The following is a 14953-nucleotide window of genomic DNA, read 5'->3' as shown; positions in this document are numbered from 1 at the left end:
CTGGAGGGAAGCGGGCGGAGGCGTTTTGAGGGGTCAGTGATCGCCCGCGCGCTTCTCGCCGGCTTCCACGCGCAGGGCCAGGCGGTTGCCGCGCGGAGGCAGCGGGCAGGTGGCGAAGCGCGAGAAGGCGCACGGCGGATTGTAGGCGCGGTTGAAGTCCAGCACGACGCGCCCGTCCTTGTCCGGCAGCGGCGCTTCCAGGAAGCGGCCCGCGCCGTAGGTCGCGTCGCGGTTCGTCTCGTCGCCGAAGATGATGAACAGCTCGTCCGAGCCCTCCTCCGCGACGGGCATCAGGCGGTACTCCTTGCCCGCCACCGTGAAGACGAGCGTGCCGGCGGACTTCATCTCCTCCGCGATGCCCAGCACCGTGGGCACGCTGAGCATGCGCGGCTTTTCGTCCGGCACCAGCCGGGCCTCCACCTTCCACTCCGCGCTCGCCGGATACAGCGGGATGCCGTGGAACTGCTTGCGCGCCGCGGCCTCCGAATCCTTCACCCGCACGCCCAGCCGGTCACCGCGGCGGATGATTTGAAAACTCGCGCTGCCCAGCCGCAACACGTCCGGCGCGCCCTTTTCGTCTGTCTTCAGCTCGCCCCCCGTGAAGGGCTTGCCCTCCAGCGTGAAGGTCACGCCCGCCGTGGGCTGGAAGCGCACGGTGTTGCCCTGACGCACGAACGTGCCCGCCTGCGAGGGCACCGGCGCGGGCAGCACCACCGCGCTGTCGGGAGCGGAGCCGGCCTTCTGCTCGCCCTCCTTCAGCCACGTGAGCCCCACCAACGTCAGCCAGCCGTCTGGCGATGTCAGGCGTTGCAGCCGCTCGGCCTGCCACGCCTGGGTGGCTGCGGCGACGTCCTCCGCTGGGGCCTTCTTCTGTTCGGCCTGCGCGGCGGGCTTCGGGAGGGGCTTCGCGGGCGGCGCGGCCTGCAAGGCCAGGGACAGGACCAGGGCGAGGGTGCTCATGGGGAGGGGCCTCGAATCGCGAGAGGAGGGAAGGAGCGCTGGGGCCATTGTCTAACAGGGCCCGTCCCCCATTGCGCGCGGCGCTCCCGCCGTGCAAAGGCTTGGGAATCCTTCCGTGAACCTGGACCTCCACCCCGCGCCCCCTGCCAGTGCCCTGCGCAAGCTCGCGCTCGGGACGTGGCGCGCGCCCCGCGACCCCACCGCCTATGCGTCGCTGGAGGTCCGCATGGAGCCGGCGCTCGCGTTCATGGCCACGCACCGCACGCGCACCGGCCGCCGGCTGACGGTGACGCACCTGGTGGCGAAGGCCGCGGCGGACGCGCTGCGCCGCTATCCGGAGGCCAACGTCATGCTGCGCGGCCAGCGTCCGTGGCTGCGCGAGGACGTGGGCGTCTGCGTGCTGGTGGTGCAGCCCGCGAGCGGCGCGTCGCGCGTGGACCTGACCACCGCCACCGTGCACCGCGCGGACGGGAAGTCGCTGGAGGCCCTGGCGGACGCCATGGAGTCGCGGGTGTCGCGGGTCCGCGCGCGCGAGGACGTGGAGATTGAACGCGGCAAGCGCCGCTCGTCGCTCCTGCCCGGCTGGTTGATGGGCCCCGCGCTGCGGCTGTTGTCCTTCGTCTGGTACGGCCTGAACGTGGACCTGCGCCGGGTGGGGATGCCGTTCGATCCGTTCGGCTCCGTGGCCGTGACGAACCTGGGTTCGCTGGGGCTGGAGCGGGGCTTCGTCGCGATGGTGCCCTACACCCGCGTGCCGCTGCTGCTGGCGCCCGGGCTCGTGCGGGACGTGCCCGTGTTGGAGGCCGGCGCGCTGGTCCCCGGCAAGGCGATGACGCTCACCTGCACCTGGGACGCGCGCGTCATCGACGTGGACCTGGCCGCCCGGGTGCTCCGGCACATCGGCGGCGCGCTGGAGGACCCCCGGGGGTGGGATGCACCGGATTCCGAAGCGCGGTAGAACGGGGCCGTCATCCGGAGGTCAACGCCATGTCCGTGGATCCCTTTCGTCGCGTCGGCTCATCCCGTCCCGTGGGGCGGGTGCTGGGCGGCCAGGACCGCTTCGAGAAGGAAGCCCTGGAAGGTCCCCCCGAGGGCCACCTCGCCATGGACCGCCGCCAGCGCATGGCCGGCGGCCCGCTGCCGGTGAACGGCGAGAGCCCCTTCGCCGCCCGGCTGCGCAAGCTGGCCGCGTCGAACCCGGACGGCAAGGAGGACTGAAGCGCCCGCCCGTCGCGCACCGGGCCGCTCAGACCTGTCCGGCGCCGCCGTCCACGAAGAGCTCCGCGCCGTTGACGAAGCTGCTGTCGTCCGACGCGAGGAACAGCGCCGCCTTCGCCACCTCGTCCGGCTGCCCCATGCGGCCCAGCGGGATGAGGCTGGTGAGGTAGTCCTTGATCTGCTTCGCCCCCGCCGCGTCGGCCGCCAGCCCGTTGAGTCCCGGCGTGTCGATGGGGCCCGGGCTGAGCGTGTTCACCCGGATGCTCCGCCCCTTCAGGTCCGTTGCCCACGTGCGCGCGAACGAGCGGATGGCCGCCTTCGTCGCCGCATAGACGCTGAACGCCGCCGAGCCGTCCGAGCCCGCGGTGGAGCCCGTCAGGATGACGGAGCCGCCGTCCTTCAAGAGCGGCAGCGCCTTCTGCACCGTGAACAGCGTGCCCTTCACGTTGATGTTGAAGGTCTGGTCGAAGTGCGCCTCCGTGATGGAGCCCAGCGCCGCGAACTCGCCCCCGCCCGCGTTGGCGAACACCACGTCGAGGTGCCCCGCCTCCTCCTTCACCCGCGCGTAGAGCCCGTCCAGGTCCGCCATCACCGACACGTCCCCGCGCACACCCACCACGCCGTGGCCAATCTCCTTCACCGCCCGGTCCACCTCCGCCTGCCGGCGGCCGGTGAGGAACACCTTCGCCCCCTCCTGCGCGAAGCGCTTCGCGGTCGCGAAGCCGATGCCCGTGGTTCCACCCGTGACGACAATGACCTTCCCGTCGAGCCTGCCCATGGTCCTGCTCCTTGTCGTGGGGCCTCGGAGGGCCCCGTGAAGCGCCAGCCCACCTGCTCCCCGCGCCAGCGGAGGAGTTATGGACTTTATGGTCCATATCTAAGAGTGGTGGACCGAACGGTCAATAACTTTTATTTTCAGGGCATGGCTCGGCCTCGGACATTCGACGAAGCGCAGGTGCTGCGCGCGGTGCGCGACCAGTTCTGGAACAAGGGTTACGCGGCGACCTCCATGGATGACCTGATGCAGGCCACGGGGCTGGGCAAGGGCAGCCTCTACGGGGCCTTTGGCGACAAGCATCAGCTCTTCTTGAAGGTGTTCGACGCGTACTGCGTGAGCTCCGTGGAGGCGGTGAAGAAGACGCTGGAGGGGCCGGACGCCGGCGCGCTGGAGCGGCTGCGCCAGTACCTGCTGGGGGTGGCCACCGCGTCCGCGGCGCCCGCGAACCGGCGCGGGTGCCTGCTGGGGCGTGGCACGGCGGAGCTGGCGGCGCAGGACGCACAGGTGGCGGACCGGGCGCTGGAGACCTTCCGGGGGCTGGAGGCCGCGTTCGTGCGCTGCCTGGAGCAGGCCCGGGCGCATGGGGACCTCGCCGCCCAGGCAGACCCCCGGAAGCTGGGCGCCATGCTGCTCGCGGTCATGCGGGGACTGGAGGCCGTGGGCAAGGCGGGCATGGATGAAGCCTCCTTGCGCGGCATGGTGGAGACGGCGTTCGAAGGCCTGCCCGCCCCGGCGAAGCGCCGCCGCTAAGCTTGCGCCCCCTCTTCCGGTGACCCCCGCCTTCGGGCTAGGCACGGGGACCTGAGACCGCCGGTGCGAGCGGTCACTCACCGAGATTGGGGCACGGATGCGGAAGGCACATGCGGTGGCGGCGTCGATGGCGGCGCTGATGCTGGGACAGACGGGCTGCTATCGGACGAGCATCGTCACGAACCTGCGGCCGGAGCCCACGGTCCACAGTGACCGGCAGTGGTTCACGGCGGCGGGCCTGTTGCCCGTGTCCAGCCCCCCTGGCAGCGAGTGCAAGAACGGCATCGCCTGGGCGCAGAGCCGGGCGACCCCCATGGACTTCCTCATCCAGGCGGGCCTCGCGGTGGCGGGCGCGTTCGTGGGGTCCGCGGTGTGTTCCGGCGGCAACCGGACCGAGGAGGAACAGGGCAACTGCGCCGCGATTGGCCTGCTGTTGCCCACGGTCCTGGTGGGCTCGCGCACCGTGGCCTACTCCTGCGCGTCGGAGTACCAGAACGTCAATCCAAGGCAGGGCCCGGGCCCGGAGACGCCGGCCCGCGTGCCGGACGACGCGAACACGCCGGAGCAGGGTGAGGTTCCGGTGCCCGCGAGCCCGACCCCGCCGCCGCTGCCGCCGTCCGGCGCGGTGCCGGAGTCGAGCCCCGGGCTCTGAAACACGTCCGGACGCGGCGCGAACAGACGTCCGCGCCGCGCCCGGCATGTCTGTCTATTCGCCGCGCCGCTTCGAGCGCGTCCTCGCCCAGCCCGCGTTGGCCTGGTTGCGCTGCATCCGCTTGTGTTCGCGCTGCGCGGCGGCGTCCGTCTGGCGGTGTTGGAAGGCCTGCTCGCGCTGGAGCTTCTCGAAGTTCGCGCGCCGCTCCTCGGGGAGCGTGCCGTTCTCCACCGCCGCCCTCACCGCGCACCCGGGTTCGTTCTGGTGACCGCAGTCGGTGAAGCGGCAGCCGGTGGCCAGCGCGAAGACGTCCGCGAAGGCCTGGGCCAGGCCCTCGGCATCGTCGCCCCACAGGCCCAGCTCACGCATGCCGGGCCCGTCGATGATGAGGCCGCCGTGCTCCAGCACGAACAGCTCGCGGTGCGTGGTGGTGTGCCGGCCCTTGTCGTCCTCTGGCCGCACGGGTTGGGTGACGAGGCGCGCGGCGTCCAGCAGCCGGTTGGCGAGCGTGGACTTGCCCACGCCGGAGGAGCCCAACAGCACGCCCGTCCTTCCTGGCGGGACCCGCGTGCGCACGTCCTCCACGCCCAGGCCTGTTCTCGCGCTCACCGCGAGCACGTCCACGCCGGGGGCCAGCGCCTCCACCTCCAGGACGCGCTCGGCCGCGTCGTCCGCGAGGTCCGCCTTGCTCAGGAGCACGACGGGCGTGGCGCCGCTGTTCCAGGCCAGGGTGAGGGCGCGTTCGATGCGGCGGGGGTTGAAGTTGCCGTCCAGCCCCACGACGAGGAACACCACGTCCACGTTGGCGGCGATGAGCTGGCCGTCGTGTTCGCTGCCCGCCTCGCGCCGCTTGAGGACGCTGCGGCGGGGCAGCACGGCGAGCATCAGCGCCTCGCCGTCACCGGACGCGGGCGGTTGCAGCAGGACCCAGTCGCCCACGGTGGGCAGGGCCTCCACGCCCTGGGCCTGATGGAGGAGGCGTCCGGCGGCGCGCGCGAGGAAGGCCGGGCCGGCGGTCTGCACGGTGAGCAATCCCCGCTGCTGGCGCACGACGCGCCCGGGGACGAGGGAGGTGGCGGAAGGCGACTGCGAGACAGCGTTGGACAGCGCGAGGTCGAGGTCGGGACCCCAGCCGAGGGTTTCAAGTGACACTTGGGGAACTCCGGGCAGTGCGATGCCTGGGGCGCACGGAGAGGACTCCGGGGCGCCGGGCGTAAGGGAAACGGGGCTCGCGCTGCGGCGGAAGACGATGCTGCGACCGGCTCAGCGGATGAGCGCCCGCGTGGCGGACAGGGCCGCGACGACGACAAGGGGCGGGGTCATCAGGACAGGCCTCCCAGGGGTGCACGGTCATCGGCGGTCATCGCCGGACCGGAACGGGACGCTAGCAATTCCTCGCGGCCGTTGGCGACCCCCTTGGACAGGCCGTGCGTTTTCCCCCTTGAACCTCACGCGACGTGAGGTTGTACCCATTGCATCCAGTCACGCGAAAGGCGGTGACTGGAAAGGGGTGAGGCATGCAGCACACGGAGCTGAAGGTCGGCGAGCTGGCCCGGCGCACGGGGCTGTCCGTCCGCGCGCTGCACCACTACGACGAGATTGGATTGCTCAAGCCCTCGGCGCACACGGCGTCGGGGCACCGGCTCTACACGGCGGAGGACATCGCCCGCCTGAGCCACATCCTGTCGCTCAAGCAGCTCGGGTTCTCGTTGGAGGAGATCGCCGAAACGCTGGGCCGGGCGGACTTCTCCGCCCTGCGCGTGGTGGAGCTGCGGCTCCAGCGGGCCCGGGAGCAGCTGGCGGAACAGCGTCAGCTCTGCGACCGCCTGGATTCCCTCGCACGACTGCTGCGCGCGGCGGAGCCCGTCTCCGCCGACGACTTCCTACAGACCATCGAGGCCATGACCATGTTCGAGAAGTACTACACCCCGGAACAGTTGAAGGAGCTGGAGGCCCGTCGCCAGGCGATGGGTGACGACGCCATCAAGGAGGTCCAGGCCGAGTGGCCCCGCCTCATCGCGAGCATGCGCGAGGAGATGGAGAAGGGCACCGACCCCGCGTCCGAACCGGTGCGCGCCCTGGCCACGCGCTGGCGCGAGCTCGTCCGCGCCTTCACGGGCGGCAACCCCGGCATGGAGAAGTCGCTCCAGACGCTGCACCAGCAGGAGCCCCAGGTGGCCCAGCGCCAGGGCCGCGACCCCAAGCTCACGGAGTACGTGGGCCGGGCCATGGCCTGTCTGGACGCGCCGAAGTAAAGCCAGACAGGGCGACGGCCGCCAGTGAAGGGCTGGCGGCCGTGCTGTCATTCCAAGACATGAAGCTTCTACTGGCCGCCGACGGTGCCTCCCGTGGTGCCACTGGAGCCGCCGGAGCCACTGGTGCCGGTGCCGCCCACGCCGCCCATGGTGCCGCCGGAGCCGCTGGTGCCGGTGCCGCCGACGCCACCCGTGCCGGTCGCGCCGCTGGTGCCGGTGCCGCCCGTGCCCGTGCCGCCCGGGTTGATGACGGTCGAGTTGTTGGTCTCGGTGCCAGGCAGTGTGGCGCCGGTGGTGCCGGTGCCCGTGCCACCAATCGTGCCGGTGCTGCCCGTGTTGCCCGTGTTGCCCGTGTTGCCACCGCCCACGGTGCCGGTGCTGGTGCCCGAGCCACCGTAGGTGCCGGTGCTGGTGCCCGTGGGCGGCGACGTATACGTGCCCGCGCCGGTGGACGGCGCGGTGCTGCCGGTCCCGTAGGTGTCGGAGCTGGAGCCGGTGGTGCCGCTGCCCGTGCCGATGCCGCTGGTGCCGGTGCCGCCCGTGCCGGAAGTGCCGCCGCCGGTGGTGCCGGTGCCGGTGGTGCCCGGAGTCGCGTTCACGCCGGTGCCAGAGCCGCCCGTGCCGGTGGCGGTGTTACCCGTCTGCACGCCCGTGGAGTTGGTGGTGCCGGGGGTGACCGTGCCGGTGGAGCCGGCGGTGCCCGTCTGGCCGCTGTTGATCATCTCCGGCGAGCCGCCCGAGGAGCCAGGAGTCGTCCCGGGGCTCGACCCGTCGCCTACCTGCTGGGCGAACGCGCTGGTGGAGAGCAGAAAGCTGAAAGCCAGTGCCGCGGTGCCAATGGAGCGTCGCATGTCGGGAGCCCTTTCAAATCGCTTGAGGCGTAAAGGTGTGTGCTTCAGCGGACAGGGCAACCCGCTGAAAGCAGCCGGCACATGGCAGGACGGCAGCTCGCAGGTCGTTCATGGGACAGGGCATGCGGGGCAGGGGTTGCACGCACGTGCGCCCTGCGCGTCAAGGCGGGCAGGGGATGTCCTGCGGGCGCGCTTTCGTGCCGCGTCGGGAGGTCTTCGCCCCGTTTCTGTGCTGTCCTCCGCGACAGAAGGGAGCGTGCGTGAGCGGACGGGAAGTGCAGCTGGCGGCGGGCCGCAAGAGCGCGCGACAGACGCGAAGCGCGAGCGCACGCGCCTGGACGCTCACGCTCGTCATCGCCGCGGGCCTGGGCCTGCTGCTCTACGTCGCCACCACCAGCCTGCCGTACCTCATCGCCTCACCCGCCGGGGACGCGCACCTGGGCGCGCTCAATGACTGTCTGGCGCGGCAGCTCAAGGGGGCCACACGGCTGGGCTGGGCCGTGGCGCCGGATGCTTCGCGCGTGGCGGTGTTCGGGCCCCGCGTCGTCGCGGTCTGCGGCGAGGATGGCTCACACGCGCGGCTGGAGGTTCCCGGCGCCACCGCGCTCACCTTCGACGGCGAACGCCACCTGTGGGTCGCCACCGGCGGCCACCTGCTGCGCGAACGGGATGGCGCGCTCCAGCCGGTGGGCGACATCGCTCCGCCAGAATGGCTGATCGGTCACGCGGGCGGTGTCCTCGCGCTGGATGCCACCGGGCAGCTCGTCTCCGTGGCGCTGGATGGCAAGGTGCTGGGCCAGGCGCAGGTGCCAGGTCCGGGCGGGCGGCTGTCCGTCGGCCCCGGGGGCGTGCTGGCGGCGGTGGAGTGGGGCGGCGGCGTCATCGTCTACGACGCCCGCACCCTGGAGCTCGTGCGAGCGGAAGCCCCGTGCGCCGTGGAGTTCCTCTGGTGGCTGGACACCGCGGATCAGGTCCTGCTGGCCTGTGGCGCGACGGGTGCCCAGGACGCGCCGGCGCCGGCCTCGCTCCGCTTCGATGTCCGCACCGGCGCACGTGAAGCAGTGCCCGCTCGCACGCGCGCGCCTGCCCGGAGGCTCTCGGGGCGGGCGCTGTATGTGCAGGGGTGCGATGGCTTCCCGTGCACCGCCTCGCCTCCCTGAAGCTGTTATGGGGAGGTTCCGCCCTGGGTCTGCTGTTCCGATCCGGGGCTTCCGGGGATGGTGGGACCCACGTTCAGGCAGGGCGTTTAGTGCCTGACACAAGGGTCCCTCCCATCCGGGCTTTACATTCGACAAACCCGCGAACTCATTGGACGTTCCTGGGATCGCGGGCCGCTTTCGCAGAGCCGGTCGCAACGCTTTCGCCGATCAGGGGTTTCACTCGTGGACGACACCAAGGTTTCCAGCTCCTCCGCTCCCCGCAAGCGCGCCAATGGCCGGAAGACGGCTGGGCTCGCAGCAAGTCAGGACGCTGGCCTTCCAGGAGGCAGAGCTCCCGCCAACGTGGCGGCCAACCGGCTGAGCAACGCGGAGCCGTCGCGTGCCGAGCCCACCCGCCGCGCTCCCGCACGCGGCCGCAACGGCAACAGCCGCCCGGCCGCCGACGACGGTCTGCGCCCCGGCGGTCCGCCTCCGCTCCAGCAGCTGCTGGCGGCGCTCCGGGCCGTGCAGGGCGGCGACTTCTCCGTGCGGCTGCCGTCGGGCGCGCAGGACGTGGTGATGGATGAGATCGCCCGCGCGTTCAACGCGGTGGTGACGCTCAACTCCACGCTCACCCACGAAATCGTCCGCGTGGAGCGCGTCGTCGGCCGCGAGGGCCGCATGGGCGAGCGGGTCACGCTGGGCGACGTGCGCGGCGAATGGGCCACCAGCGTCCAGTCCATCAACGCCCTCATCGGCGACCTGGTGCAGCCCACCACGGAAGTCGCCCGCGTGCTGGTGGCGGTGGCCGAAGGCGACCTCACCCAGAAGATGGCGCTGGAGATCGACGGCCAGCCCGTGAAGGGCGAGTTCCTCCGCATCGGCACCACCGTGAACGCGATGGTGGATCAGCTCAACAGCTTCGCCGCCGAAGTGACGCGCGTCGCGAAGGAGGTGGGCACCGAAGGCAAGCTGGGTGGCCAGGCCGACGTGAAGGGCGTGTCCGGCGTGTGGAAGGACCTCACGGACAACGTGAACGTCCTCGCCGGCAACCTCACCGCGCAGGTGCGAAACATCGCGGAGGTCACCACGGCGGTGGCCCGCGGCGACCTGTCCCGCAAGATCACGGTGGATGTGAAGGGCGAGGTCCTGGAGCTGAAGAGCACCATCAACACGATGGTGGACCAGCTCAACAGCTTCGCTTCCGAAGTGACCCGCGTCGCGCGCGAAGTGGGTACGGAAGGAAAGCTGGGCGGTCAGGCCGCGGTGTCCGGCGTGTCCGGCACGTGGAAGGACCTCACGGACAACGTGAACTTCATGGCGTCCAACCTCACGACGCAGGTGCGCGGCATCGTGAAGGTGGTGACGGCGGTCGCCAACGGCGACCTCACCCAGAAGCTGATGGTGCCGTCGCAGGGTGAAATCGCCGCGCTGGGCGCCACGCTGAACAACATGACGGACACGCTCAACGTGTTCGCGCAGCAGGTGACCAGCGTCGCGCGCACGGTGGGCGTGGAGGGCAAGCTGGGCGCCCAGGCCCAGGTGCCCGGCGCCGCGGGGACGTGGAAGGACCTCACGGACAACGTGAACCTGATGGCGTCCAACCTCACCAGCCAGGTGCGCAACATCGCGGAGGTCTCCACCGCCGTCGCCAATGGCGACCTGTCGCGGAAGATCACCGTGGACGTGAAGGGCGAGGTGCTGGAGCTCAAGAGCACCATCAACACGATGGTGGACCAGCTCCGCGCGTTCGCCGCCGAAGTGACCCGCGTCGCGAAGGAAGTGGGTACGGACGGCAAGCTGGGTGGTCAGGCCGCGGTGCCCGGGGTCGGCGGCACGTGGAAGGACCTCACGGACAACGTGAACAGCATGGCCTCCAACCTCACCACCCAGGTGCGCAACATCGCCCTGGTGACGACGGCGGTGGCCACCGGTGACCTGTCCAAGAAGATCACCGTCGACGCGCGCGGCGAAATCCTGGAGCTGAAGAACACCATCAACACGATGGTGGATCAGCTCAACAGCTTCGCTTCCGAAGTGACCCGCGTGGCCCGCGAGGTGGGCACGCACGGCAAGCTGGGCGGTCAGGCGGAAGTGAAGGGCGTGTCCGGTACGTGGAAGGACCTCACGGACAACGTGAACTTCATGGCGTCCAACCTCACCACCCAGGTGCGAGGCATCGCCAAGGTGGTGACCGCGGTCGCGAACGGCGACCTCACCCAGCGCCTGAAGATGGAGGCCAAGGGCGAGGTGGCGGAGCTCGCGGACACCATCAACGCGATGACCCAGACGCTCTCCATCTTCGCGCAGCAGGTGACGGACGTCGCGCGCACGGTGGGCGTGGAAGGCAAGCTGGGCGCCCAGGCGGTGGTGCCGGGCGTCGCGGGCACCTGGAAGGACCTCACGAACAACGTGAACCTCCTGGCGAACAACCTCACCGACCAGGTCCGTAACATCGCGGAGGTGACGACGGCGGTCGCGAAGGGCGACCTGTCCCGCAAGATCACCGTCGACGCGAAGGGGGAAGTCCTGGAGCTGAAGAGCACCATCAACACGATGGTGGACCAGCTCCGCGCATTCGCCGCCGAAGTGACGCGCGTCGCGAAGGAAGTGGGCACGGACGGCAAGCTGGGTGGTCAGGCCGACGTGAAGGGCGTGTCCGGCGTGTGGAAGGACCTCACGGACAACGTGAACAGCATGGCCTTCAACCTCACCACCCAGGTGCGCGGCATCGTCAAGGTGGTGACGGCGGTGGCCGACGGCGACCTGTCCCAGAAGCTGGTGATGGAGGCCAAGGGCGAAATCGCCGCGCTCGCGGACACCATCAACGCGATGACCCAGACGCTGTCCGTCTTCGCGCAGCAGGTGACGGACGTCGCTCGCACGGTGGGCGTGGAAGGCAAGCTGGGCGCCCAGGCGGAAGTGCCGGGCGTCGCGGGCACGTGGAAGGACCTCACGAACAACGTGAACCTGCTGGCCAACAACCTCACGGCCCAGGTGCGAAACATCGCGGAGGTCACGACGGCGGTCGCGAATGGCGACCTGTCCAAGAAGATCACCGTCGACGCGAAGGGCGAGGTGCTGGAGCTCAAGAGCACCATCAACACGATGGTGGACCAGCTCCGCGCGTTCGCCGCCGAAGTGACCCGCGTCGCGAAGGAAGTCGGTACCGAAGGCAAGCTGGGTGGTCAGGCCGACGTGAAGGGCGTGTCCGGCGTGTGGAAGGACCTCACGGACAACGTGAACGTCCTCGCCGGCAACCTGACGGACCAGGTGCGAAACATCGCCAAGGTGACCACGGCGGTGGCCAACGGCGACCTGTCCCAGAAGATCACCGTGAGCGTGAAGGGCGAGGTGCTGGAGCTGAAGAACACCATCAACACGATGGTGGACCAGCTCCGCGCGTTCGCTTCGGAAGTCACGCGCGTGGGCAAGGAAGTGGGTACGGAGGGCAAGCTGGGCGGCCAGGCCGCGGTGCCCGGCGTCGCGGGCGTGTGGAAGGACCTCACGGACAACGTGAACGTCCTCGCCGCGAACCTCACGGACCAGGTGCGAAACATCGCCAAGGTGACCACGGCGGTGGCCTACGGCGACCTGTCGCAGAAGATCTCCGTGGAGGCGAAGGGCGAAATCCTGGAGCTCAAGAGCACCATCAACACGATGGTGGACCAGCTCCGCGCCTTCGCTTCCGAAGTGACCCGCGTCGCGAAGGAAGTGGGTACGGACGGCAAGCTGGGGGGGCAGGCCGCGGTGCCGGGCGTCGCCGGCACGTGGAAGGACCTCACGGACAACGTGAACAGCATGGCGTCCAACCTCACCAGCCAGGTGCGCAACATCGCCCTGGTGACGACGGCGGTCGCGAACGGTGACCTGTCCAAGAAGATCACCGTGGACGCGAAGGGGGAGATCCTGGAGCTGAAGAACACCATCAACACGATGGTGGATCAGCTCAACAGCTTCGCCTCGGAAGTGACACGCGTGGCGCGCGAAGTGGGCGCGGAAGGAAAGCTGGGCGGTCAGGCGGAGGTGAAGGGCGTGTCCGGCACGTGGAAGGACCTCACGGACAACGTGAACTTCATGGCCCGCAACCTCACGACGCAGGTGCGCGGCATCGTGAAGGTGGTGACCGCGGTCGCCAACGGCGACCTCAAGCAGAAGCTGGTGGTGGACGCGAAGGGCGAAGTGGCCGCGCTCGCGGAGACCATCAACAACATGACCGACACGCTGGGCATCTTCGCGGAGCAGGTCTCCTCGGTGGCCCGCGAGGTGGGCGTGGAAGGGAAGCTGGGCGGCCAGGCCCGCGTGCCCGGTGTGGCCGGCACGTGGAAGGACCTCACGGACAACGTGAACTTCATGGCCTCCAACCTCACCACCCAGGTGCGCGGCATCGTGCGCGTGGTGACGGCGGTGGCCAACGGCGACCTGACCCAGAAGCTCATCGTGGACGCGAAGGGCGAGGTGGCGGCGCTCGCGGACACCATCAACAACATGACCGACACGCTGGGCACCTTCGCGGAGCAGGTCTCCACGGTGGCCCGCGAGGTGGGTATCGAAGGAAAGCTGGGCGGCCAGGCCCGCGTGCCCGGTGCGCGCGGCACGTGGCGGCAGCTGACGGACAACGTGAACCAGCTGGCCGGCACGCTGACCAGCCAGCTGCGCGCCATCTCCGACGTGGCCACCGCCGTGACCAAGGGCGACCTGACCCGCAGCATCACGGTCGTCGCGGAAGGCGAGGTCGCGGCGCTGAAGGACAACATCAACCAGATGATCGTCAACCTGCGTGAGACGACGCAGAAGAACCAGGAGCAGGACTGGCTCAAGACGAACCTGGCGAAGTTCAGCGGCATGATGCAGGGCCAGAAGTCCCTGGATGCCGTCAGCCGCCTCATCATGAGCGAGCTGACCCCGCTGGTGTCCGCGCACCACGGCGCCTTCTTCCTCTCCGACCCCGAGGGCGGCATCCCGTCCCTCAAGCTCACCAGCACCTACGCGTACCGGGAGCGCAAGCACCTGGCGAACCGCTTCCGCCTGGGCGAGGGCCTGGTCGGGCAGTGCGCGCTGGAGAAGAAGACCATCCTGCTGACGCGCGTGCCGTCGGACTACATCACCATCTCCTCCGGGCTGGGTGAGTCCGCGCCGCTCAACATCATCGTCCTGCCCGTCCTCTTCGAGGGCGAGGTCAAGGCCGTCATCGAGCTGGCCTCGTTCCACCCGTTCAGCGCCATCCATCAGATCTTCCTGGATCAGCTGACGGAGAGCATCGGCGTGGTGCTCAACATGATCATGGCGAACATGCGCACGGAGACGCTGCTCTCCGAGTCGCAGCGCCTGACCCAGGAGCTCCAGAGCCAGTCGCGCGAGCTCACCCAGCAGCAGGACGAACTCAAGCGCACCAACATCGAGCTGGAGGACAAGGCGAAGGAGCTGGCGGACCAGAACACCCGCGTGGAGGAGAAGAACCGCGAGGTGGAGCTGGCGCGCGTCAGCCTGGAGGAGAAGGCGGAGCAGCTCACCATCATCTCCAAGTACAAGAGCGAGTTCCTGGCCAACATGAGCCACGAGCTGCGCACGCCGCTCAATTCGCTGCTCATCCTCGCGAAGCTCCTGTCGGACAACAAGGACGGCAACCTCTCCAACAAGCAGGTGGAGTACGCCAACACCATCTACGCGTCCGGCGGGGACCTGCTCAGCCTCATCAACGAGATCCTCGACCTGTCCAAGGTGGAGGCGGGCAAGATGCAGGTGGAGCCCCGGGACATCGTCCTCACGGAGCTCAACCAGTTCATCGAGCGCAGCTTCCGCCCGGTGGCGGACCAGAAGGGCCTCAGCTTCCACGTGGAGGTGCTGGCCGGCACGCCGCGCCACGTGCGCACCGACCCGCAGCGGTTGCAGCAGGTGCTCAAGAACCTGCTCTCCAACGCCTTCAAGTTCACCGACGATGGCGGCGTGAAGCTCACCGTGCGCCTGGCGGACAAGGGCATGCGCTTCGACCACGAGGCGCTGCGCCGCTCGCGCCATGTGCTGGCCTTCGCCGTGAAGGACACCGGCATCGGCATCGCCAAGGACAAGCAGCGCATCATCTTCGAGGCGTTCCAGCAGGCGGACGGCTCCACCGCGCGCAAGTACGGCGGCACCGGCCTGGGCCTGTCCATCAGCCGTGAAATCGCCAAGCTGCTGGGCGGTGAAATCCGCCTGGAGAGCGAGCCGGGCAAGGGCAGCACCTTCACCCTCTACATGCCGCCGGAGTACCAGGGCGCGGATGAGGACGTCGGCCAGGGCAACGACGCGGCCAGCCGCGCCCTGGGCGCCCTGCCGGAGACGTCCACCTCCCAGGCCACCACCCCCACGCC

General features: G+C 69.8%; 11 protein-coding genes. 7 read left to right on the top strand and 4 right to left on the bottom strand.

Going from position 1 to position 14953, the window contains the following annotated elements; all coding sequences use genetic code 11:
* Positions 1–33: 33 nt before the first annotated feature.
* Positions 34–960, bottom strand: a complete 927-nt coding sequence (locus D7X32_RS27880) for a DUF1684 domain-containing protein (protein WP_120605610.1) — start codon at positions 958–960, stop codon at positions 34–36.
* Between the two features lie 115 nt (positions 961–1075).
* Here D7X32_RS27880 and D7X32_RS27875 point away from each other — a divergent pair, with 115 nt between their 5' ends.
* Positions 1076–1918 (top strand): 2-oxo acid dehydrogenase subunit E2, encoded by an 843-nt coding sequence (locus D7X32_RS27875; protein ID WP_120605609.1) that lies wholly within the window; start codon positions 1076–1078, stop codon positions 1916–1918.
* Positions 1919–1947: 29 nt separating this feature from the next.
* Positions 1948–2178 carry a hypothetical protein gene (locus D7X32_RS27870; RefSeq protein ID WP_120605608.1) on the top strand — a complete coding sequence of 77 codons (231 nt, stop codon included), beginning with the start codon at positions 1948–1950 and terminating at the stop codon, positions 2176–2178.
* Between the two features lie 28 nt (positions 2179–2206).
* Here the strand turns inward: D7X32_RS27870 and D7X32_RS27865 are convergent, their stop codons facing one another.
* Complete coding sequence (locus D7X32_RS27865; RefSeq protein WP_120605607.1) at positions 2207–2956, bottom strand: glucose 1-dehydrogenase; 750 nt, start codon at positions 2954–2956, stop codon at positions 2207–2209.
* Positions 2957–3100: 144 nt separating this feature from the next.
* Between D7X32_RS27865 and D7X32_RS27860 the strand changes: the two genes are divergently transcribed.
* The gene (locus D7X32_RS27860; RefSeq protein WP_167506523.1) at positions 3101–3706 is read left to right on the top strand and encodes a TetR/AcrR family transcriptional regulator; all 606 of its coding nucleotides are present in this window, start codon (positions 3101–3103) and stop codon (positions 3704–3706) included.
* Between the two features lie 97 nt (positions 3707–3803).
* Positions 3804–4358: a hypothetical protein gene (locus tag D7X32_RS27855; protein ID WP_147450296.1), complete on the top strand. Its 555-nt coding sequence runs from the start codon at positions 3804–3806 to the stop codon at positions 4356–4358.
* A 54-nt stretch (positions 4359–4412) separates the two neighbouring features.
* On the opposite strand, the gene rsgA is transcribed toward D7X32_RS27855, so the two are convergent.
* On the bottom strand, positions 4413–5510 hold the full coding sequence (gene rsgA, locus D7X32_RS27850; protein WP_120605604.1) for a ribosome small subunit-dependent GTPase A: 1098 nt from the start codon (positions 5508–5510) through the stop codon (positions 4413–4415).
* 365 nt (positions 5511–5875) lie between these two features.
* Between rsgA and D7X32_RS27845 the strand changes: the two genes are divergently transcribed.
* The gene (locus D7X32_RS27845) at positions 5876–6613 is read left to right on the top strand and encodes a MerR family transcriptional regulator (RefSeq protein ID WP_120605603.1); all 738 of its coding nucleotides are present in this window, start codon (positions 5876–5878) and stop codon (positions 6611–6613) included.
* A 68-nt stretch (positions 6614–6681) separates the two neighbouring features.
* On the opposite strand, the gene D7X32_RS27840 is transcribed toward D7X32_RS27845, so the two are convergent.
* Positions 6682–7464, bottom strand: a complete 783-nt coding sequence (locus D7X32_RS27840; RefSeq protein WP_147450295.1) for a hypothetical protein — start codon at positions 7462–7464, stop codon at positions 6682–6684.
* A gap of 260 nt (positions 7465–7724) precedes the next feature.
* Between D7X32_RS27840 and D7X32_RS27835 the strand changes: the two genes are divergently transcribed.
* Both D7X32_RS27835 and D7X32_RS27830 read left to right on the top strand, forming a co-directional pair.
* Complete coding sequence (locus tag D7X32_RS27835; RefSeq protein WP_120605601.1) at positions 7725–8624, top strand: hypothetical protein; 900 nt, start codon at positions 7725–7727, stop codon at positions 8622–8624.
* A 342-nt stretch (positions 8625–8966) separates the two neighbouring features.
* Positions 8967–14953, top strand: a 5987-nt coding sequence (locus D7X32_RS27830; RefSeq protein WP_439329022.1) for a HAMP domain-containing protein, incomplete at its 3' end; no start/stop codon positions are given.

Source organism: Corallococcus carmarthensis (genome assembly GCF_003611695.1).
Classification (GTDB): domain Bacteria; phylum Myxococcota; class Myxococcia; order Myxococcales; family Myxococcaceae; genus Corallococcus; species Corallococcus carmarthensis.
This window is presented reverse-complemented; position numbering and strand designations above follow the sequence as displayed.

Bases quoted from the DNA above. Each gene is read 5' to 3' on its own strand.
- D7X32_RS27870 (WP_120605608.1), top strand. From the start codon at position 1,948: ATGTCCGTGGATCCCTTTCGTCGCGTCGGCTCATCCCGTCCCGTGGGG.
- D7X32_RS27880 (WP_120605610.1), bottom strand. From the start codon at position 960: ATGAGCACCCTCGCCCTGGTCCTGTCCCTGGCCTTGCAGGCCGCGCCG.
- D7X32_RS27840 (WP_147450295.1), bottom strand. From the start codon at position 7,464: ATGCGACGCTCCATTGGCACCGCGGCACTGGCTTTCAGCTTTCTGCTC.
- D7X32_RS27865 (WP_120605607.1), bottom strand. From the start codon at position 2,956: ATGGGCAGGCTCGACGGGAAGGTCATTGTCGTCACGGGTGGAACCACG.
- D7X32_RS27860 (WP_167506523.1), top strand. From the start codon at position 3,101: ATGGCTCGGCCTCGGACATTCGACGAAGCGCAGGTGCTGCGCGCGGTG.
- D7X32_RS27855 (WP_147450296.1), top strand. From the start codon at position 3,804: ATGCGGAAGGCACATGCGGTGGCGGCGTCGATGGCGGCGCTGATGCTG.
- D7X32_RS27845 (WP_120605603.1), top strand. From the start codon at position 5,876: ATGCAGCACACGGAGCTGAAGGTCGGCGAGCTGGCCCGGCGCACGGGG.